Consider the following 20,816-nt stretch of genomic DNA (forward strand, 5'->3'; position numbering starts at 1 on the left):
GCGAATTGGCATCATAAGCACAAGGGGTTTTCCGCTGCGTCGCGGGTCGCTGGGGGTTTGGAAAGGGGGCGAGTCGATACAGCCCCCTTTCCTCGGGTGCGGGGCGAAGCACCACGACTTTACGCCGCTAGCACAACGGCTAGCATGGCTTTAAGCCAAAGCTCACCAATAAACTTGATCTCAGCTTCCAGCTAAACCGCAAGCCCGTCACCCGCGGTACGGATAGGCTGGAAGCCCGAATACCATGAAGGACAGCACGTCTGAGAACGGCCTCTCACACAGGCTTTTCCTAGCCAAGAGGCAACCGGCTTCAAATATGACGCTAATGCCAACCCTACTCCTGCAGCAGATCGCGACAGATCTGCACCAGATCCGACTGTACTGCCGCGGCAGTCACTTCCCTACCGGCACCTGGGCCGCGAATGATCAGCGGATTACCCTGGTAGAAGGCCGAGCGGATGACAAACACATTATCTCCCGGGGTCAGGTTGGCGTATGGATGCTGACGCTCGACCCATTGCAGAGAGACTTCGGCGTTAACCTGGTCATCTTGCTGCTCCAGTGAAGCCACATAGCGCAGCACCTTGTTTTGCTCGGCCGCGGCAGCAAACTGCTGCGCGAGAGTGGCATCCAATTCGGGGATCCGCTGCAAAAACTCATCCAACGGAATATCGGCCAGCGCCTCAGGCACCAGAGAGCTTAAGCGAATATCCTCAAGCTCCAGTTCCAAACCGATTTCACGGGCCAAAATCAACAGCTTGCGCTGCATGTCACGCCCGGAAAGATCGTCCCTGGGATCCGGCTCAGTGATCCCCAGCTCTTTGGCCTGCAACACCAGCTCGGAGAAAGGTTTGATGCCATCGAAATGCTCAAACAGCCAGCAGAGCGTGCCGGAGAAGATACCGCCGACAGCCTCTACCCTGTCGCCGCTGTTGTGCAAATCATTGAGCGCGTGCTGCACCGGCAGCCCGGCGCCGCAACTGGCGTTGTAACGCCAGAACAGTCGGCGGTTACCCAGTTGTTGTTTCAGCTCACGGTAGAAAGGCAATGGCCCGGAGCCGGCCAACTTGTTGGCACTGACCATATGAATGCCACGGGCAAAAAACTCAGGATACTGCAGTGTCAATCCGGCGCTGGCACTGATATCCAGCGCCACCAGTTCATCGGCTTGCAGCAACGCAAGCTGTTCGAACAGATGTTCATACTGCCAAGGGGTAGCTTCGGCTTCAAACCTTGTCTGCCAGTCATCCCCAAAGATCCCCTCATTGCAGATCCAGGCACGGCTCGAACTCGCCAAGCCCAGGAGTTCAACACTGGCCTCCAGCTCACGTTTGAGGCCGTCGCGTGCTCGGCTAAATAGTTCCACCCAGGCTTCGCCTATGTTACCCACCCCCAGCAGAATAACGCCTATGCGTTTGCGGGGGCCGGCGCAGCGCCTGTGCACCTTCTGGGTCAGCAGGTTCACCTGAGATTTGGGCACCAGGGTGACCAGGCTGAGTTGGTCCTGATACAGAGGCCGCGCTTCACGGCTCAGCAAGCGGGCAAAACTACGGCGATAACTGCCGGCGCCACTGCTTACCAGGGCCACCAGCCCAAGCTCTCTGTCCTCGGTAATGCTTTGAATTTTGAGCTGGGATGTCTGCGCTTCCAGTAACTGCCAGACTTGGCGGGATAATTCGGGAGTAAAGGCCAGCTCAAGTTTGTGTTGCCCTTGAGACCAGTAGGCCAGCGGGGTCAAACCCGCCTCATTGAGCGCATCGAGCGTCTGAGTCTGAGCCTGGGTGCCATTGAACTCCAGGCTCAAGAGGGACACCTGATTGAGATTGGTCACCACAGGGGCGCTTGCGGCATCACTCTTGGGGGCTATCAGGGTAAAGTCGGTATGCGAGGCGTAGCTAGAACGCACCGCCAGGCTGACATCGGTATTAAATAACGGCTGCAGGGTACGGCAATGCAGTACCGGGGAGCCGAGCCGCGCCAGGCGGTCGGCCTCAGCCAGCGACATGCTACTCAGCAATTTGGCATCGGCAATCTTGTTGGGATCGGCATTGAACACCCCTTCAACATCTGTCCAGATAGTGACCCTGTCGATATCGGCCAGGCTGGCTATAAGAGTGGCACTGAAGTCGGAGCCGTTGCGACCGAGCAACAGAGTTTCGCCTTGGCTATTGGCGCAGATAAAGCCGGTGATCACCAGGCGCTCATCGGGATGCTCGGCCAGCAGCCGCTGCACCCTTTCACGGGACTCATCGAGGCGAATCCTGGGTACTGCGCCCTCATCGGCAATCAATAAACTGCGGGCATCCACATGGGAAGCGGCAACACCGGACTCCCGCAGCAGCGCCGCCATCAGTCTGGCCGACCAGCGTTCGCCGAAACCCACCACCTGATTGCATTGGTATTCGCTGAGTTCAGGCAAGGACAATAAACTGGCCAGTTGCGCCTTATCTGTAGACAGACGCTCCCGCAGTTGACGTGCCTGTTCATTGCCCAGCAGCTGTTCAATCAGATTCTGCTGATAACCGACAAGCACCTGTAGCTCTTCCTGCCACAGAGCGCCAGATTCCTTCAGGTTCAGCAGTTTATAGAGAAAATTGGTACTCTTGCCGGCAGCGGAAACCACCACAAGATCATCGGCATGACCATGGGTTAGCAAAATATGGGCGACCCGTCGGTAGCAATCGGCATCGGCGAGACTGGAACCGCCAAACTTATGTAGGTGACAACGTGCCATCTCAAGCTCCTTCAATTCAACAGTTTGCGGCTGCCGCCAATCCGGCGGCGATATCGTCCAGCAGATCCCGGCCATCTTCTATACCCACAGACAAGCGGATAAGCGTGTCTTTAATACCGGCTTCGGCGCGAGCCTCACTCGCCATGGCTCTGTGGGTCATGGTGGCGGGCACGGCCACCAGGCTCTCAACCCCTCCCAGGCTCTCGGCCACGGAAAACAGCTTGAGCGCGCCGAGGAAGGCAACCACCTGCGCCTCATCACCCTTGAGTTCAAAACTCAGCATAGCGCCAAAGCCACTCTGCTGCCTGGCGGCAATCTCATGACCTGGGTGACTCTTAAGCCCCGGATAGTAAACTTTGTCTACCACGGGACTCTGGCTCAGCAGCGCCACTATGCGCTCGGCATTGGCCTGATGCTCGCGGATCCTCAGCGCCAGAGTACGCAAGCCACGCAGGGTCAGGTAGCTGTCGAAGGCGCCACCGCTCAGCCCGAGCGTGTTGGACCACCAGTGCAATTGCTCTGCCAGTTCAGGATCTTTGGCAATCACGGCGCCGCCTACCACATCGCTGTGGCCATTGATGTATTTAGTGGTCGAGTGCACCACTATGTCGGCCCCCAACAGCAAAGGCTGTTGCAGCGCCGGCGATAAAAAGGTGTTGTCGACCACCACCAATGCCCCCTGCTGGTGGGCCGCCTCGGCAATGGCGGTAATATCCACTACCCGCAGCAGCGGATTGGATGGCGTCTCGAGCCACACCATGCGCGGCTTTTGCGCCAGGGCAGCGGCGAGTGCTTGCGGGTCGGTTTGATCCAAAACCTGCAAACGAAACTGGCCCTTGGCGGCCAGATTGGTGAACAGCCTATAGCTACCGCCATAACAGTCATGGGGCACCAACAAGAGGTCATCCGGCCCCAGCAGGTTGACTACCAGAGTAATGGCCGCCATACCGGTAGCGGTTATTGCCGCACTGCAGCCCTGCTCCAGCTCCCCCAAGGCATCCCCCAGAATGGAGCGGGTAGGATTACCCGAGCGGCTGTAATCAAAGGCTCTTGGCTGAGTGTGGCTATCAAAGGCATAGTTGGTCGACAGATAGATGGGTGGCACCACGGCCCCGTGCTGGCTGTCTGATTCGATGCCCTGCCGGACCGCTGTGGTTGCTAATCGCCGCTCTGTCATAATCGACTCCTGAATGCTGAAGTTCGACACCACAAAGATGTCTGGACGTCTAAATCTAACCAATGACCATCCAGCCGTCAATAGGCATCAAGACGTTTGGACGTCCAAATGTATGGATTTCTGTTCATATTGCACAGATTTTGCAGGCAATCATTTGACTGTATCCTGTAAGGGTTTAAAATCTGCTGCGAATTAGTGAGATCACAGGTGAATCAATGACTGAATGGAATGGCGAATACATCAGCCCTTATGCCGAACACGGCAAGAAGAATGAGCAAGTGAAAAAAATCACTGTCTCTATTCCGTTGAAGGTACTGAAAGTATTGACCGATGAGCGCACCCGGCGCCAGGTAAACAACCTGCGGCACGCCACAAACAGCGAACTGTTGTGCGAAGCCTTCCTGCATGCCTATACCGGCCAGCCACTGCCCAATGATGAGGATTTGTCCAAAGACAAACCAGACAGCATCCCGGAAGAAGCCAAACGCATGATGGATGCCATGGGCATTGAATGGGAAGACATGGAATAAGTGTCTTATTCCTCTGAATTATCTTATTGTTGAACAAGGATCGCTGCGCGATCCTTTTCTTTTGGGAGCTTGCGAATGCTGTCATTGATAGATCCCGTCACCCTGTTGCTGGCATCCCTGATCATATTTACCGGTGCCCTGACCCAGTCGCTGATAGGCTTTGGCCTGGCAGTGGTAGCCACTCCCTTATTGTATATCGTCGATCCGGAGCTGGTTCCCGCTCCTGTTATCGCCATGGGGTTTTCCATCGCCCTGCTGACACTGATACGCGAGCGCGGCCACCTGGAATTCAACGGCTTGCAATATGCCTTGCTGGGAAGGCTCCCCGGCGGCCTGATTGGTGCCACCCTGCTGTTGCTGGCACCGCAACCGATTATGGGCTTGACCATAGCCCTGATTGTGGCCGTAGCCGTATTCCTCAGCCTTAGAAAGTACAGCATCAAGATCAACCGCCTCAGCCTGTTTATTGCCGGGATATTTTCCGGGATATTCGGCACCGTGGCCGCCATAGGTGGACCGCCGATGGCTCTGCTGCTGGCGGGTAAGGATGCCAGTCAGTTCCGCGCAGCGCTGTCGGCCTTCTTTATCTTCAGCTCCTTGATAGCCTTGATTATTCTCGGCTGTTTTGGCCTCTTGACCTTGAGACACTTATGGCTGTCGCTGTTGCTGCTGCCTGCGGTATTTCTCGGTTTTCTGCTGGCTGGCCGCTTGGTGGGCCGGGTGGATAAAGAGAAGACCCGAGTTCTGACGCTGGCGCTGTGCGCCCTGAGCGCTCTGTTGCTGACCATCAAATCAAGCCTGGCGCTCATCAACGGTTAATTTTAGAAGTGATAGCTGGTTTGCAGCACGCCGCCTATGGCGTCATCGCTGCCAAACATGCCGGTGAGATCCAGCCGGAAACTGTTGCCTATGGCGAACCCTGTCCCGAGTGAATAAAGATCAGCGCTGTGATCATTGAGATCCTGGCGATAACCGAGCCGTAAAGCAACCCAGTCGGTAGGCCGGTATTCACCGCCTAAACGCCAATAGCGGCTGCCCTCAAGCTCGGCAAACTTGTCGTTGTCGGTAAGATCCAAGTCGCTGCTGAGTGAAAAGGCTGCCCAGTCATAGGCCACCCCGGCGGTAACCATAGGTTTCACCTGATAGGTAAGCTGCACGCCGCCGGCCTCTATGCTGCTTAAGTCCCGCTCGATAAGATTACGACCGCTGACACCGATAACCAAACCATCCAATGGCTGAAATGCCAGGCCAAGATCCAGGTTAAAGCCTGTGTCATCACTGCGATAATCATCATCATTGAAATCATCGGCATCGAAGTTGTTGGCGCTGACGGCATAGTTGAAACTATCCAGCCGTTGCAGCTTGGGAGTGACTCCCACTGTCACCGGCATATTGACGATAGATAGCGGATAGCTCACAGCCACCCCGAGCTCGGAAACCGCCCCGGCCACCACTCGCCCCTGGGAGGTCAAATCTTGGATTTCCGGCGGGTTATTGGGATCCAGATTATCCAGGGTATCAATATCCGCAGCGGCGATTTCGGCTATCCCCAGAGCATCGAGATAACTCTTGAACACAAAGGCATAGCTAAAACCATCCGAGGGCAGGACCAACGCCATATTGATACCGGCACTAACGTAAGCGCTATTGCCCTGCAGCGATTGCAAGTCACCACTGAGGCGCTTGCGGTAGTCATCGATAGCCGCTGTGTCGGCGGCGTCTATGGCATTGACCAGGGCGTCATAGTTATCCTGCAGGGCGTCAAACTTGTCGATCATCTGATCTTTATCGGCGCCATCGGCGCCTATGGTGGGAATGAGTAAACTGAAGTCACTGCTGCGGCGCGAAGGCAAAGCCAGCAGGGCCGGATTGGAAAAGGCCGCCGCCTCACGATTACCGGCCGCCACGGCAACCCCGCCCATGGCATCGGCGCGGGCCTCATAAACATCCTGCCCAGCCAACGCCAGCGTGCTGGCAAGCCCCGTCGTAAGCAGTGTCAACAGACTCAGTTTCATCTCATCACCCTCTTGCTTTTATCTGTAACCAGACGCAAGACGTTAGTTATATGGGTTAAAGATAGTCCAAATCTCAGTGGCACAATGGTATCAAGATACAAAAAAAGCCCGTACCAAATGATACGGGCTGAGGCTCAAACAGGTTCAGAAGTACTTGTTAACCAAGATAGCTCTGACCTGCATAGAGAATAAAGTGTCTAAGTGCCAGCACCCCGGTCAGACTACAGCAGGCTACCGCCAACATAGCGCCCTTGGTGTGACGGGTACTCGCAGGCAGCAACAACATTGAAAGCAGCGGGATACCAAAGCCGATACCCACAACCCCAATCCAGAACACGCTGGCCCAGACGCCACTTGTCAGTGATGCCAGCGCTGCCGCCGCTGCACCGCCCTTGAAATAGAGCGCGCAGAACAGCATGAACAGGAACAGGATTTCTGCCGCCATTATGGGCAATTCCAAACCGTGCATCCGTCCCAGCTGTGGGCAGTGCTTGTCTGTCTTGAACAGCAGCAGCGCCACTACCGCATTGGCGGCCGCACCGGCCGACAAGCCGGATACCAGGAACAGCGCCGGTAATACGGCAGTGTTCAGCATGGGGTAAGCGTTCATGGCGGAGATCAGGAAGCCTGTGTAAGCACCCACGACAATCGCCAGCACAAACAGCAGTACTTCCATAGTCTTGCGAAGGCCAGTCAGTGATTCTGCAATCCCTTTAAGAAAGCCCAGGCCCCAGTTACCGAGATCATCTTTCAGCACGACCAGCGCATAGGCAAAGGTCAGCGGAATATAGGCCAGCAGCGCCAACACCCCGATGGACATCACAGATGTCAGGTTGTAGTTGATCAGGATCAGCCAGAAGTGGAACGGCTTGGTCAGGTCAAACACCAGACACAGCATCCCCAGACAAATAGCCACTGGCGCTATCAAGGCTGCCGCCTTGAGAAGACCGCTGTCACCCTCTGTCTTGTTTTGCACCCAACGCAGCCCGATACCAATCAGCAGACTGCCTGCCGATAACCCAGCCAAGAAGAGGTAAACCGCAATGACCCAGTTCCAGGTTACAGGGTCGTATTGTGTCATATCGCCCCAAGTATTGTTCATGATTGGATCCCCCCTCTCTTGACAGGAATACGGTAGATTCTGGGCTTGGTACCCAGATGGGTCTTGTCCTGATAAGTCACGCGAGTGTTAAGCAGAGTCGCCACCTCGCTGCCGACCTCATTGGCATCACCGAACACCAGGGCATCGGTAGGACATACGGTCACACAGGCGGGTTGTTCGCCGCGCGCCAGTCGGGTGTCCTTACAGAAGTTGCACTTGTCGGCTACCTTGGTTTCCGGGTTCATAAAGCGCACTTTGTAGGGGCAGGCCGCCACACAGTACATACAGCCAACGCATTTATCTGCCTTGATGGAAATAATGCCGTCCTCGCCCACATAGGCCGCTCCGGTAGGACAGACCTTAACGCAAGGGGCATCTTCACACTGCTGACAGGAAACCCTGTGATACTTGAAGTGCAGATGCGGCGCATCCCCGAATGGACCTTCTACCCTTACCTGCAGGCGAGTTACGCTCTCAGGTACACCGTTTTCGCTGCGGCAGGCGACGTTACAGGCCTGACAGCCGATGCACTTATTCTCGTCGTGCACCATCACATATCTTTTAGTCATCTTCGCCTCCCCTTATGCCTTTTCCAGCTTCACACCTGTGGTGTGTACGTTCATACCGCACACAGGTGCAGTCACGTTGGGCAGCAGGTTGCCGCAATGCACACCCTTGCCGGTCGCCCGTGCCAGCTCCTTGTTCTTGGAACCAAAGCCCATGTAGGCGAATACAGTGTCGGGACGTATACCCTTGGTCACCAGCGCGTGGCCCTCTTCACTGCCGACACTGGACGTGAGACGAATGGCATCCCCATTCTCAATGCCATGCTTGGCGGCGGTGTCAGGGTGGATCCAGACGGCGTTGTCGGACATCAGGTTGGCCAGCATAGGCACATTGTGAGTTGCGCCATTGGTATGCACCGCCACCTTGCCCTGAATAAAGTAGAGCTCATCCGGCTGTTTCAGGGTCACTTCGCGATAAGCGATAGTGCCGCGTCCAGGCGCCATGCCTTCCACCTTGGCGGAGGTCAGTTCAATCTTGCCGCTGGGGGTCTTGAACTTAAGCGCGCTGCCGTAGGTACCATCTTCATCCATGGCTCTGGCGTTGGGGTAGGCGGCGACAAAGTCGGCCACCATCTTGGGTTCGCGCAGCATCAGCGGTTTGCCGTAGCTGACAAAGCCCTTGTCCTTGATGTGCTGTAGCAGCTGGGCGTCTTTATTCACCTGCAGGAATTGCAGGGTTTCCATGTTTTCCCAGGGATAGTACTGCTCCAGGCCCATCTCTATGCCCAGTTCACGGAAAATTTGCCAGGAAGGCTTGGCATCGCCAATCACATCCACCACTTGCTGACGCAGGTAGTAGGCCGGGTTCTTGCCGGACTTGTCGGCCACCTCTTCATCCCGCTCCAGATAAGTACACTCAGGCAGTATGATGTCGGCCCAGGCGGCGGTTTCACTGATGTAAACATCACAGGAAACCACAAACTCCATCTTCTTCAGGCTCTCAACCACCTTGGCGCGGTCAGTCATGGTCTGCATAGGGTTGGTACGGCTCATAACCCAGGCCCGCAGTTGGTAAGGCTTGGCTTCCAGGGTTGCATCTATGATTGACTGATAGATACCACCACCGGACCAGGCCATGGCAAACTGCTCATCCATCTGGTCGATACGTTTGGCTTGCGGCTTGGGCAGTTTAACGCCCGGCTTACCCAGCTCAGGAGCCACGGTCTCACCGGCAAACTTGTTGTAACCACCGGCCTTCTTACCCATGTAGAGACCACCCTTACGCTCCAGGTTACCGATCAGTACGTTGGCGGCATACAGTGCCCGGCGCATATCGAATTCTTCCGGAGTGAAGGTAGATCTGTGGCCAAAGTCGACCACGGCATGGGGCGCCGCGGCGGCATACTCGTGAGCAATACGGCGGATATCTGCGGCAGGTACGTCGGAAATTTTCTCAGCCCATTCGGGGGTGTAGGCCTTAACCTCAGCGGCAAACTCTTCAAAACCCACAACATAGCGCTCAATAAAGGCCTTGTCATAAAGGTTGTCGGCAATCAGCACATGGCACAGCGCCAGGGCTACGGCCACATCCGAACCGGGACGAATGGCATACCACTCATCGGCCTTGTCGGCCACCACAGAGAACCTGGGTTCAAACACCACCAACTTGGCGCCTTTGTCAGCCTGGGCCTTCATCATTCCCCGGGTTTCGGACATATTGATCCCCTCATAGAGGTTATGACCGAAGTTGATGATGTACTTGGAGTTGGAGAGATCCCGCTTCACCTTGGTACCGAACATCGCCTTGGCGGCAACCACATAACCGCCCGGGCAAGTGGTGTTATGGGTAAAGGAGTTGGGGCTGCCGTAAGCCTGACCCAAATAGAACAGGTGTCCGGACAGCGAACCTGACTTGGAGGAAAATGCCACGGCTTCAGGACCATGGTCGGCCTTGATTTGATTCAGCTTGGTAGCGATGGTTTGATAGGCTTCCTGCCAGCTGATTTCGGCCCACTTGCCTTCGCCGCGCTCACCGACACGCTTGAGTGGTTTGACAATCCTTTGTGGATCGTACAATAAACTGAGGCCGGCGCCGCCACGGGCACAGACCTTACCGCCGAATGATTTGGCTTCTTTATTGCCAGAAATAAAGACGTTTTTGCCATCGACTATCCGCGCCGAAATCGGGCAACGGGTCGAACACATCTCACACATACTGGCAATTTCAGTGGCACTGCCGGTCAGAGGGCTGCGCCCCAAAGCCGCCAGCGAACCGGGCAGAACTCCGGCCAGGGCACAAGTTGCCCCTCCGGCTCCAGCCCCTTTCAGAAAGGTGCGCCTATCAAGCTCTATCATGGTTTACCTCCATCCTCTCCCCTTGGGGAAAGGTCGCTCACACAGGTTATTGTTTGAATGGGATTCCGCTTGACTACAGCGGCTTGAGCTCATTGTTTACCCATTAAATTCCTGTGGGTATTGTGGTAAACCACATAGGGGGAGTGAGTGTGATCCATGCCCCGCAAAGATGCCGGAAAGGACATGAAAGTGTGAGGGTAATCCAGCCTCTAGCCGTTAAAAAAAAGCCACCACAAGCACCAAACCAGTTAACAAAAACCACTTTAGAGACAACAAATATTCACAACTGTTAAGCCGATCACGCTCATAAAATCAACCAAAACAACAGTGATGATTTCTGAGGAAAAAATAAAAACACAATAAAATTAAATAAATAAATACAAAAACGGTAAATCAATTAGATTTATTTCAATGATATTTTTATCAATTAGATTATTTTCATGAAGGTGATCTACTTCAAAGCTGATAAACCTCAGGATTGCTAAATTGACAACCGCAAGGACACATAAAATAACAGCCCATTAACGGAGCGGGCGGTCACCCAGAGGAATAGATGATGAACACCAGCAGCAAACTCGGCCTTCTGCTTTTAGCCTGTGCATTGGCCACAGGCGCCACCGCAGCCGACGGCGGCAACCCCAAGAAAGGCAAACACTTGTACAAAAAAGTCTGTAAAGAGTGTCACAGCAAAGCTGGCATAGGCGGCGAACTGACTCCCATGAGCAAGACCATGAGCCAATGGGACAGATTCTTCGCCAGAGACAAACACAAAGCCAAACCCGAGGCGTTTCAGCCTTTAACTGAGCAGGAACTCAAGGATATTCAACAGTTCCTGTACGACCATGCCGCCGACTCGGATCAACCCCAGACCTGCGGTTGATCCGAGCGCATAGGCGCCAATCACTTAACTAAATTTACGGCTTGCAAGCCAAGTATGGGGTTACCCCAGGGCCGCTTGCTGCCTGAAAATGACCGGCAAGGCCGGTCAGGAGAATCAACTATGCGTACTCTTATCGCACTGGCGGTGGCCCAGGCACTGGGTTTGGCTCTGCTCGGCAGCCCCCAGCTTCAGGCCGGGGAACTGGATGACAGCACCAAGATCCACGAGCTTAAACAGCAACTGCAGGAGATCACCGAAGAGCTGGATATACTCAACAGCCGGGTGGACAAGACAGAGCGGCACACGGCGCTCGATCGACTGGAGATCAGCGGCGACTTTCGCACCCGAGCCCACTCGCTGCACTATGGCAATGTCACCTGGCATCCGGCGATCAAGATGGACTTCAACGACTTCGGCGCCAAAGCCATGGCCGGCGAACTGGGCAACCCCATGGATCCCACCTCGCCCCTTGGCAAGATGATGGCCGCCAACCCTGAGCTGGCCAACGCCTTTGCCCAGGGACAACTGCAGGGCGTTATGCCCTATGTGCTGGCGCCTTATCGCAGTGGCGACATAGACAATGACATCTTCTACACCACTCGGCTGCGGCTCGATCTCAAGGCCAAGGTGTGGGACAACGTCAGCTTTGCCGGACGCCTGACCATGTTCAAGGACTGGGGCGATTCCACCGGTGTGCAGGTGTTTGATTCCTGGCGTTCCTTCACCATGGACGGCACCAACTCAGGCAACCCCAGTGGCGACTGGCTGCGGGTCGAGCGCGCCTACTTTGACTGGAAAAACATCGGCGGCAGCGAGTTTTATCTGTCTGTCGGCCGTCGCCCCTCCACCTATGGTCCGCCGAGCCACTACCGGGAAAATGAAAAACGTGGCGGCACCCCTTCCGGGCACCTGGTCAACTTCAACTTTGACGGCGCCACTCTGGGCTACAAGCTTGGAGAGCTCACCGGGATAGAAGGCCAAGTGGTGCGTTTCTGTTACGGTCAGGGCTTTGAGTCCCAATGGGGCAATGGCGAGCTCTATGGCGATACCGTCAGCAAGGACACCCATCTGGGCGGTTTCAACATTGATGTGATCAACGACGGTAACCACTTCCTGCAGCTGACCCTGTTTGCCGCGCGGGATATCAACGACGGTTTCAAGGGCACCATGGCCTTCCCCAACGAGTTGGCCGGGATTTTCGCCCCCACCCTCTACAGCGATCTGCAGAAATTCGACAACTTCAACTTTGTTACCCGGGTGCAACCCAGCGGGGTCATAGGCGACATGTACCTGGGCGGCCTGGGCTATGCCTATGAGTCCGATGACGATCTCAAGCTGTTTGCCTCCTTCGGCTGGACCCGCGGCGAGAGCAACGGCAACGCCGGCATGTTCGGCGGCATGTTGACCGACGCCGTGTTCCAGGCAGAGCTCAACAGCAGTGGCGATGAACTGCTGCTGGTGCCATCCAGCGCCGAGTCCGATACCTCCCACGATGGTTACGGCATCTATATCGGCATGCAGATCCCGGCGCCTTACGGCAAGTTCGGTCTGGAATACAACTATGGCTCCAAGTACTGGACGCCCTTCACCCAGGCCCAGGACGACCCGGTCGGCAGCAAGCTGGCCACCCGCGGCCATGTGGCCGAGGCCTACTACATCTTCGACATCAACCCCAGGATGTTTATCAAGCTGGCGGGGCTCTACTACGACTATGAATACACAGGTTCGGGCACGCCCGTGGGTGCACCTGTAAAGGTGGATGAAGTGCTGGACGGCAACGCCTATTCGCTATTGCCCGTGGTGGATACGGCGCTGGATATCAACGCCTCACTGACAGTGAATTTCTAGGGAGGAACACAGATGAAAACATTTTATCTGCCATTTATAGCCACGGCACTCTGGCTCGGCCTCCTGAGCCCAGCCCAGGCCAGCGGCCCCCACAAAGAGGTGCTCAAGGGCCCTTTCAACACAGGCTCGGAAGTGACCCAGGCCTGTCTTGAGTGCCATGAAAAAGACGCCGATGACTTTATGCTGTCATCCCACTGGACCTGGGAGCTGGAGCAGGAACTGCCCGGACGCACAGTCAAACGGGGCAAGAAAAACTCCATCAACAACTTCTGTGTTTCCATTGCCGGTAACGAACCTCGCTGTACCGGCTGCCATGCCGGTTACGGCTGGAAAGACAACAGCTTCGACTTCAAGGACAAGACCAAGGTGGACTGCCTGGTGTGCCATGACACCACGGGTACCTATGTTAAAGATCCTGTCGCGGCCGGAGAGGTATTCAAGACAGTGGATCTGCTGCGGGTCGCCCAGAATGTCGGCAAGCCGGTGCGGGATAACTGCGGCAGCTGCCACTTCTACGGTGGCGGCGGAGATGCGGTCAAGCATGGCGATCTCGACTCTTCCATGGCCTACCCGGATAAGGCCACGGATGTGCATATGGACAGCGATGGCAATGACTTCCAGTGTCAGGAATGCCACACCACCCAGAAGCATATGATCAGCGGTAACGCCATGGGTGTGTCCCCCGGCGGTGAAGATCATATCGGCTGTGACAATTGCCACGACAGTGCACCACACGGCAACAAACAGCTGAACAAGCACGCGGCGATCGTGGCCTGTCAGACCTGCCACATTCCCTTCTTTGCCCGCCATGAACCCACCAAGCTGCACTGGGACTGGTCAACTGCCGGTGAAGACAGGGAAGAGAGCCTGGATCAATATGGTCGTCACAGCTACGCCAAGAAAAAGGGCAGCTTCGTTTGGGGCAAGATGGTCAAGCCCAGCTACGCCTGGTACAACGGCCGTGCCGATGCCTATATGGCCGGTGACAAGATGGATCCCGAGCAGGTCACCCGTCTGACCTTCCCCCTGGGTGACATTCAGGATCCCAAGGCGAAGATCTACCCCTTCAAGGTGCACACAGGCAAGCAGGTGTACGACAAGGTCAACAAGGTGCTGCTCAATCCCAAGACCTATGGCAAGGGCGGTTTCTGGTCTGAGTTTGACTGGGATAAGGCGATTCGCTTAGGGATGGCCGCCAGCGAGCCCATGCAGGCCAAGGGCATCAGCTATAGCGGTCAGTACGGCTTTGCTCAAACCGAAATGTGGTGGCGCATCAACCACATGGTCTCGCCCAAGAGTGAAGCGCTCAAGTGCGCCGACTGCCACAATGGCGGTGACCGCCTCGACTGGCAGGCGCTGGGCTATGAGGGCGACCCCATGAAGCACAAAGGCGGCGTCCGCCACGCCCGCTGATCCGATTCAGGCAAGCCCTGAAGACCGGCTCCCGCATCTCCCTGCCTCCCGGGAGCCGGTCACTCTCATCTGTTACTCTCTCATCTGTTACTCTCTCATCTGGTACTCTCCAAACGAGATGCCACTTATCCCTAAAAAAGACATTTAGACCCAGAATCGGGCCAAAGTGTCCAAGCGGCACTACACTGAATTAGACTATGACGGTAAATTCGGGTCATTGATGATGCAACTCCCTACAAAAAATGGCATTTTTCTTGCGTTGTCTGGGCATCCTTTTCTGTGGCAAGTGCAATGACAACAAACGGCAAGACTTTTTCCTCATTAAACCGCTCCCTGGGTGAGCTCAGCGGCGCCTTTGCCGATCTGGGAACCTTTCTTCCTCTGGTGCTTGGGCTGATCGCCCTGAATCAGTTTTCTCCCCAAGGCATTTTTCTCGGTTTCGGTCTCTTTGCCCTGGCCACCGCCCTGTTTTATCGCCGCCCCATTCCCGTGCAACCCATGAAGGTGATTGCCGCCCTGGTCATCGCCCAGGGGCTGACACCCGGCATGATGCAAGCCAGCGCCATGCTGATGGGAGTAATACTGCTGGTACTGGCGGCCTCCGGCGCCATCAGTTGGCTGTCGCGGCAAATATCCCAGGCTGTCAGTGTCGGTATCCAACTGGCCATAGGGCTGCAGCTGTTGTGGATGGGTTTCAAGATGATGGCCGACGAGCCTGTGCTGGGATTCGGCGCCTTCGCACTGATTTTCTTTGCCCGCTTTATCCCGCTGCGCTATCTGGCCATGCCCTTGGTGATTGCCCTCGGCATGCTGTGGCAATACCAGCAAGGCGGCAGCGACAGCAGCTTTGTGTTCAACAACACGCCTTGGCACTTGAGCTGGCCCGAGTTAAATGACTGGGGCGCCGCGGCGACCCTGTTGGTGCTGCCGCAACTGGCGTTGACTTTGACCAATGCCGTTATCGCCACCTCAGTAATGGCCAAAGAGAAGTTCCCCGAAGACAGCAAGCGTTTCAGCCCCAAGGCCTTTGCTACCAGCTCTGGCCTGGCCAATCTGCTGCTGAGCCCCTTCGGTGCTTCGGCCATGTGCCACGGTGCCGGTGGGTTGGCGGTGCAATACCATTTCGGTGCCCGCCACCTATGGGCGCCGCTGATCTTCGGCGGCAGTTGCCTGCTAATAGCCCTCTCCTGGGGGGAAAACGTGGCCTGGCTGCTGAGCCTTATTCCGCTGGCTATTCTCGGTAGTCTGCTGTCCACCGCCGGCTTGCAGTTGGCCTGGTCCAAACGCCTCTTGGACGGCAAGCCTTTCTGTATCTTTGTTATCCTGGCGACCGCTGTGGTGAGCCTGGCCGTCAATGCCGCCGCCGGTCTGGCTGTAGGTGTGGTGCTGGAATTCGGCCGCCGTCAGTGGCAAACCCTTGGGGCACTGAGATAAAGCGGACACCCCAGAATTGAATCAAGGATGATCATTCATCCCGGGATGGAGCCCCCATAGGCAACCACACCCGCACTCGGCAGCCGCGGCACTCGCGGCGGTTTTCCAGCTCCAGATGACCATTATGCTGGGTCACCACGTCGCGGCAGATAGCCAATCCCAGCCCCAATCCATCCTCCTTGGTGGTGGCGAAAGACAGCATTAATTCAGCCGCCGAGGCGCTCAACCCCGTGCCTGTATCCAAGAGTTCCAGCAGCAGCCACTCTCCCTTGGTCCCGGCGGAAGGGGGCTCGGCCTGATAGTCGAGTTTGAGTTGGATCTCCCGTTTACCCGATACCGCATCCAGGGCATCCATGGCATTTTTCAGCAGGTTAACCAGCATCTGACTCAGCCCCACTGCATCCCCCAGCAATGGCCGCTCCGGCCCGCGACGACTTATTTTGAGCTCGACGCCCTGCTGCTCCATCGGCCGCTGAAACAGCGCCAGTGCATCCCTGAGCAGCGATTCTATCACCACAGGCTCAGATTCGGCCCGGCGCCGACGCAACAAGCCGCGAATACGATGCACCACGGCCCCAGCACGGATAGACTGATTATTGATCTTGGTCAGCACCTCACGCATGGCATCGGCGCGCTCGCCACAGCCCTCGGCGGCGCGCTGCTCCAGCACCATCATGGCGCCCTCACTGTATTGGGTAATGGCGGCAATCGGCTGGTTGAGCTCATGCGCCAGCCCAGCGCCAATTTCGCCCAGAATAGCGGCACTCTGCATTCGTTCCAGTTGCAACTCTTTATCCCGCAGCTGTCGCTCTGTTGCCAGTAAGAATTCGCTCTTCTGGCGGAACTTGTACTCCAGCCACAGGTGGTAGAGAGTGGAGATCAGGAACAGTAACAGCAGCGCTCCGCCCCACTCCTTGTTCTTGCGTACCCAGTCGATGGCAGCTTCATACAAAGGGGGAGGGCCGCCGTGGAGATCCAGCTCCTCATACAGCTTGATCACCTTGAGCTGACTGATAGGAGCTGTCCAGCCCATGGTGTCGGCCTTTATCGCCGCTTCAGAGTCGGAAGGCAAGTCGAACAGCGCCCGGGTCACCGACTGGGTGATATGGCTGGGCACCAAGTCAGAGGCGGCAAATGACCAGTTGGGATAGAGGGCACTGCTGGTTTCACAATCATAGCCCTCTGGCTTGACGCCGTTGATCACCCGATAGTCCTGACGTTGCACCAAGCCGGTATCCACCATCTCCTCAAGGGTACAGAAGGGAGTAATGGCGGCATCGACAGTGCGGTCACGCACCTGGTAAACCAGAGGCTCCAGCGGAAACCCCAAAAAACGCACTTCGCCGAAAAAACGCTTGGCAGCAAAGCCACGCTTGTTGAGCAAGCCTACTGTCGCCTGATATCCCCCCAGCGCCTGAGGATCGCTGGCCACCACAGTAGCACCACGCAGCTCCTCAATATTGCGCACCGGGCTGTCGGCCCGCACTATGATCGCCGAACTGATGGCAAAGGTGGTGCCCTGATGTTTGCGACTGCGCATGGTTGCCAGCCAGGATAGAGGCAGCTTGCTGCTGAGGCTAAGGTATTGCCCCGGGTTGGTCACAATGAAGTGGATCCTGTGCTCCAGCAGTTGCTGGCTCATTTGATCAAAGGTCAGCGGTTCGACCTCGAAGCGATTTCCAGGAAGTTCTTGACTGAGATATTGCATCATGGGGCGCCATCTCTCTTTTGCCTGGGCAACCCCGTGATTGGCCAGCACCCCGACCCGAAAAACGGCCTCTATGGGCTCGTCACCCATTTCGGCATCGGTCGCCGGTTCATACAGTTGCGCAAAAGCCGAAGCACACCCGGCCCCCAACAACAGTATCAAGATTAATATTTTGGCCATTCCAACTCCCCTTTCATCCATCAAGATAAGCTAATACAGACAGCAAAAAAATAACTTGATGGAGGGCAAATGTCGGCCAACACCTCAGTGATCTGGCTCTAAAAGCCAACAACCGGGTTTGAGCCCAGTCGCGACAAAGATTAGGATTGGCTTATTCACCCGAGAGAGGCAAGTATGTGACTGACACAACGCTTTATTTGGTGGACGACGATGCCGCCGTCCGGGATTCACTCGGCTTTATGTTGAGCCAGTTCGGTTACCGGCTGCAAGCCTTTGACAGCGGCCAGGCATTTCTCCAGGCCGCCGAGTTGGAGGCGCCTGGCTGCGTGATCCTCGACAGCCGCATGCCGGAACTCACTGGCCAGCAGGTACAGCAGAGATTACTGGAGGCCAACAGTCCCTTGGGGATCATCTTTCTTACCGGCCATGGCGATTTGCCGATGGCCGTTGACGCCTTTCGTCAGGGAGCCTGCGACTTTTTCCAGAAACCCGTTGCCGGCAAGGCGCTGGCCGCCGCCATCGAAAAAGCCTTCGACTACAGCCTCAAGACCCATGAACAGCAGCAACTGCAGCAGAAATACGCCACCCTGACCGAGCGGGAGCAGCAGGTATTGCAGCTGCTGGTACAGGGAATGACCAATAAACAGATGTCCGAAGCTCTCTATCTGTCGCTGCGAACCATAGAAGTACATCGCGCCAAGATCATGAAAAAGCTTGGTGTTCACAGTATTGCCGAACTGATTAAGTTCACGCCCTTGGTTTGACCCTCTCCCGGGTGCGACAGCTTGTCGCACTTTGGTTGTTTAGCTTTGCCCCGCCCGTGCACAAGACCCAGAATGGGTCACCCAAAACAACCAAAATCAATAAGATATGCGCTTTTCACCTTCTCCTCTCACTCTGGCTTTACTGCCTATAATCGGTCTGATCACTGCCGCAAAGGCCAGTGATTCTCCCATGGAAGTGCTGGTGGTACGCGGCAGTGTACAAAGCAGCGTGTTGCAAACCTCGCCCGAGGCCACAGCGCCCAAGGCCGATATCAGTGGCCTGCTCAAGTCGCTGCCCGGTGCCAACGTCAACAGTAACGGTCCACTAACCGGCATAGCCCAGTATCGTGGTCTCTTTGGCGATAGAGTCGAAACCCAGGTCGGCGGCATGAGCATGGCCGGTGCTGGTCCCAACGCCATGGATACACCCTTGAGTTATGCCGTGCCAGTGATCACTGAGCAGTTAGAGCTGGATCGCGGCATAGCCCCGGTCGCCAGCGGCGTCGATACCCTGGGTGGCAGCATCCGAGTAGTGGAGTCCCAGGCGCGTTTCGATGAAGTCAGTGGCCTGGTCAGCGGCCAATACCAGCATAATGGCGAGCAGAGCCGCATCGGCGTCAAGAGCAATTTCGGCGGCGAGCGTCAGGCACTCATGCTGTATGGCGACTTGTTCAAGGGCAATGATGTGCCCGAGAGCGGCGATAACCACCGACTGCTGCCAGGGGTCTACGACAAGCAGGTGTTCGGTGGTGAATACAGGTTCAACCTGGCCGACAGCAACGCCGATGATGAGTCGATAGCCTTCTCATTCCAGCATCTGGAAACCACAGATGCCGCCACCCCGGCGCTGCCGATGGATATCGACTATATCCGCACCGACAGATTCAAGCTCAGTGGTGAGCACCTGCTGGCCGATTGGCAAACGCGCTGGCATCTGGGCTACAGCGATGCCCGCCACGGCATGGACAACTTCAGCCTACGGATGAAAATGCCTACCATGGCACCGCGCTACACCATAGCCGACTCCAAGAGTTTCGACGGCCATTGGCAAATGGCGAAAGACAGCTGGGAATTTGGCTTGGATTGGCGCCATGCCGAACACGACACTGTGGTGACAGACCCCAGCAACAGCAAGTTCCGGGTAGATAACTTCAACGGTGTCAACGACAGTGTTTACAGCCTCTACGCCCAATGGCAGCAGGATTTTGGCCGTTGGAGCTGGCAACTGGGCAGCCGGGTGAAGCACTACAGGTTTGATGCCGATCCCGTGAGTCACTCTATGGCGGCGATGAAACCGGCAATCAAGACCCTGATGGACAGATTCAATCAGGCCGATCGCAGCCAAAACGATACCGGGCTGGACTTGGTGATCAACGGCCGCTTCGAAATCGACAGTGAGTTGGATGCCATAATCGGCCTGGCGCGCAAACAGGCCAGTGCCAGCTATCAACAGCGCTATCTCTGGGTGCCGATGCAGTCCACCGGTGGCCTGGCCGATGGCCGCACCTATGTAGGCCAGATGGACTTGGATCTGGAAACCGCCTGGCAACTGGAGCTGGGGCTGGATTTACACCGTCAGGATTTCAACCTGACCCCTAGGGTATTTGTCCAAAGGATAGACAACTATATTCAGGGCCTGCCCACGGATGATCCCGCCGTTATCGCCGCCGGCGATGCCAACACCTTGGTGTTCAGCAATACCGACGCCCTGCTCTACGGCATGGATGTCAACGCCCACTGGCAGTTGCATGAACAGTGGAGCCTGGATCTGCAGGCGGCCTATACCTATGGTGAGCGCCGCGACGTGGAAGACAAGCTATACCGTATCGCCCCACCCAACCTGACTCTGGGACTCAACTGGGATCAGGGCAGCTGGTTTGCCCGCCTCGAGACAGTAGCGGTTGCCGCCCAGGATAAGGTCTCGGCCACTCAGCTGGAGCAGGAAACTGCAGGCTATGGCTTGGTGAATCTGGCGGCCGGTTACCGCGGTGACAGCTTTATGCTCAAGGCCGGGGTCGATAACCTGCTAGACAGAGAATATGTCGATCATCTCGCCGGTTATAACCGGGTAATGGGCGGTGATATCGCCGTCGGCGAGCGCTTGCCACAACCCGGTCTCAACGCCTGGGTCATGGGCGAGTACCGTTTTTAAGGGCGCCCCGGTTGCCCG

General features: G+C 56.3%; 15 protein-coding genes. 8 read left to right on the forward strand and 7 right to left on the reverse strand.

Annotated features, from left to right (window positions below):
• Positions 1-334: 334 nt before the first annotated feature.
• Both ACMHXE_RS07055 and metB read right to left on the reverse strand, forming a co-directional pair.
• Positions 335-2,734 carry a bifunctional aspartate kinase/homoserine dehydrogenase II gene (locus ACMHXE_RS07055; protein ID WP_101055990.1) on the reverse strand — a complete coding sequence of 800 codons (2,400 nt, stop codon included), beginning with the start codon at positions 2,732-2,734 and terminating at the stop codon, positions 335-337.
• A gap of 16 nt (positions 2,735-2,750) precedes the next feature.
• Complete coding sequence (gene metB, locus ACMHXE_RS07060) at positions 2,751-3,911, reverse strand: cystathionine gamma-synthase (RefSeq protein WP_101055989.1); 1,161 nt, start codon at positions 3,909-3,911, stop codon at positions 2,751-2,753.
• 215 nt (positions 3,912-4,126) lie between these two features.
• Between metB and metJ the strand changes: the two genes are divergently transcribed.
• Both metJ and ACMHXE_RS07070 read left to right on the forward strand, forming a co-directional pair.
• Positions 4,127-4,441: a met regulon transcriptional regulator MetJ gene (metJ, locus tag ACMHXE_RS07065; RefSeq protein ID WP_039033538.1), complete on the forward strand. Its 315-nt coding sequence runs from the start codon at positions 4,127-4,129 to the stop codon at positions 4,439-4,441.
• A 75-nt stretch (positions 4,442-4,516) separates the two neighbouring features.
• Positions 4,517-5,260, forward strand: a complete 744-nt coding sequence (locus tag ACMHXE_RS07070; protein ID WP_101055988.1) for a sulfite exporter TauE/SafE family protein — start codon at positions 4,517-4,519, stop codon at positions 5,258-5,260.
• Positions 5,261-5,262: 2 nt separating this feature from the next.
• On the opposite strand, the gene ACMHXE_RS07075 is transcribed toward ACMHXE_RS07070, so the two are convergent.
• The 4 genes from ACMHXE_RS07075 to phsA form a co-directional block, all read right to left on the reverse strand.
• The gene (locus ACMHXE_RS07075) at positions 5,263-6,456 is read right to left on the reverse strand and encodes a conjugal transfer protein TraF (protein ID WP_101055987.1); all 1,194 of its coding nucleotides are present in this window, start codon (positions 6,454-6,456) and stop codon (positions 5,263-5,265) included.
• Between the two features lie 157 nt (positions 6,457-6,613).
• Entirely contained in the window at positions 6,614-7,558 is a 945-nt protein-coding gene (gene nrfD / locus ACMHXE_RS07080) for an NrfD/PsrC family molybdoenzyme membrane anchor subunit (RefSeq protein WP_101055986.1), read from the reverse strand.
• Positions 7,555-8,127, reverse strand: a complete 573-nt coding sequence (locus ACMHXE_RS07085; protein WP_101055985.1) for a 4Fe-4S dicluster domain-containing protein — start codon at positions 8,125-8,127, stop codon at positions 7,555-7,557. The genes nrfD and ACMHXE_RS07085 overlap by 4 nt, the downstream gene beginning before the upstream one ends.
• Positions 8,128-8,139: 12 nt before the next feature.
• Complete coding sequence (gene phsA, locus ACMHXE_RS07090; protein WP_165564375.1) at positions 8,140-10,419, reverse strand: thiosulfate reductase PhsA; 2,280 nt, start codon at positions 10,417-10,419, stop codon at positions 8,140-8,142.
• A 553-nt stretch (positions 10,420-10,972) separates the two neighbouring features.
• Between phsA and ACMHXE_RS07095 the strand changes: the two genes are divergently transcribed.
• The 4 genes from ACMHXE_RS07095 to ACMHXE_RS07110 all read left to right on the forward strand — a co-directional run bounded on the left by ACMHXE_RS07095 (position 10,973) and on the right by ACMHXE_RS07110 (position 15,994).
• Entirely contained in the window at positions 10,973-11,299 is a 327-nt protein-coding gene (locus ACMHXE_RS07095) for a c-type cytochrome (RefSeq protein ID WP_025010197.1), read from the forward strand.
• A gap of 120 nt (positions 11,300-11,419) precedes the next feature.
• Positions 11,420-13,147: a DUF3373 domain-containing protein gene (locus ACMHXE_RS07100; RefSeq protein ID WP_413731808.1), complete on the forward strand. Its 1,728-nt coding sequence runs from the start codon at positions 11,420-11,422 to the stop codon at positions 13,145-13,147.
• A 12-nt stretch (positions 13,148-13,159) separates the two neighbouring features.
• Complete coding sequence (locus tag ACMHXE_RS07105) at positions 13,160-14,560, forward strand: tetrathionate reductase family octaheme c-type cytochrome (RefSeq protein WP_208125146.1); 1,401 nt, start codon at positions 13,160-13,162, stop codon at positions 14,558-14,560.
• Positions 14,561-14,851: 291 nt separating this feature from the next.
• On the forward strand, positions 14,852-15,994 hold the full coding sequence (locus ACMHXE_RS07110) for a putative sulfate/molybdate transporter (RefSeq protein ID WP_413731810.1): 1,143 nt from the start codon (positions 14,852-14,854) through the stop codon (positions 15,992-15,994).
• Between the two features lie 31 nt (positions 15,995-16,025).
• Here the strand turns inward: ACMHXE_RS07110 and ACMHXE_RS07115 are convergent, their stop codons facing one another.
• Complete coding sequence (locus ACMHXE_RS07115; RefSeq protein WP_413731839.1) at positions 16,026-17,792, reverse strand: PhnD/SsuA/transferrin family substrate-binding protein; 1,767 nt, start codon at positions 17,790-17,792, stop codon at positions 16,026-16,028.
• A 266-nt stretch (positions 17,793-18,058) separates the two neighbouring features.
• Between ACMHXE_RS07115 and ACMHXE_RS07120 the strand changes: the two genes are divergently transcribed.
• The gene (locus ACMHXE_RS07120) at positions 18,059-18,646 is read left to right on the forward strand and encodes a response regulator transcription factor (protein ID WP_224865836.1); all 588 of its coding nucleotides are present in this window, start codon (positions 18,059-18,061) and stop codon (positions 18,644-18,646) included.
• Between the two features lie 106 nt (positions 18,647-18,752).
• Positions 18,753-20,798: a TonB-dependent receptor gene (locus ACMHXE_RS07125; protein ID WP_335921356.1), complete on the forward strand. Its 2,046-nt coding sequence runs from the start codon at positions 18,753-18,755 to the stop codon at positions 20,796-20,798.
• Positions 20,799-20,816 lie beyond the last annotated feature (18 nt).

Source organism: Shewanella sp. BJSY2023SW007, assembly GCF_047314525.1.
In the GTDB taxonomy this organism is placed as follows: Bacteria; Pseudomonadota; Gammaproteobacteria; order Enterobacterales; family Shewanellaceae; genus Shewanella; species Shewanella chilikensis.

Bases quoted from the DNA above. Each gene is read 5' to 3' on its own strand.
- ACMHXE_RS07055 (WP_101055990.1), bottom strand. From the start codon at position 2,734: ATGGCACGTTGTCACCTACATAAGTTTGGCGGTTCCAGTCTCGCCGAT.
- metB (WP_101055989.1), bottom strand. From the start codon at position 3,911: ATGACAGAGCGGCGATTAGCAACCACAGCGGTCCGGCAGGGCATCGAA.
- metJ (WP_039033538.1), top strand. From the start codon at position 4,127: ATGACTGAATGGAATGGCGAATACATCAGCCCTTATGCCGAACACGGC.
- ACMHXE_RS07070 (WP_101055988.1), top strand. From the start codon at position 4,517: ATGCTGTCATTGATAGATCCCGTCACCCTGTTGCTGGCATCCCTGATC.
- ACMHXE_RS07075 (WP_101055987.1), bottom strand. From the start codon at position 6,456: ATGAAACTGAGTCTGTTGACACTGCTTACGACGGGGCTTGCCAGCACG.
- nrfD (WP_101055986.1), bottom strand. From the start codon at position 7,558: ATGAACAATACTTGGGGCGATATGACACAATACGACCCTGTAACCTGG.
- ACMHXE_RS07085 (WP_101055985.1), bottom strand. From the start codon at position 8,127: ATGACTAAAAGATATGTGATGGTGCACGACGAGAATAAGTGCATCGGC.
- phsA (WP_165564375.1), bottom strand. From the start codon at position 10,419: ATGATAGAGCTTGATAGGCGCACCTTTCTGAAAGGGGCTGGAGCCGGA.
- ACMHXE_RS07095 (WP_025010197.1), top strand. From the start codon at position 10,973: ATGATGAACACCAGCAGCAAACTCGGCCTTCTGCTTTTAGCCTGTGCA.
- ACMHXE_RS07100 (WP_413731808.1), top strand. From the start codon at position 11,420: ATGCGTACTCTTATCGCACTGGCGGTGGCCCAGGCACTGGGTTTGGCT.
- ACMHXE_RS07105 (WP_208125146.1), top strand. From the start codon at position 13,160: ATGAAAACATTTTATCTGCCATTTATAGCCACGGCACTCTGGCTCGGC.
- ACMHXE_RS07110 (WP_413731810.1), top strand. From the start codon at position 14,852: ATGACAACAAACGGCAAGACTTTTTCCTCATTAAACCGCTCCCTGGGT.
- ACMHXE_RS07115 (WP_413731839.1), bottom strand. From the start codon at position 17,792: ATGGGTGACGAGCCCATAGAGGCCGTTTTTCGGGTCGGGGTGCTGGCC.
- ACMHXE_RS07125 (WP_335921356.1), top strand. From the start codon at position 18,753: ATGCGCTTTTCACCTTCTCCTCTCACTCTGGCTTTACTGCCTATAATC.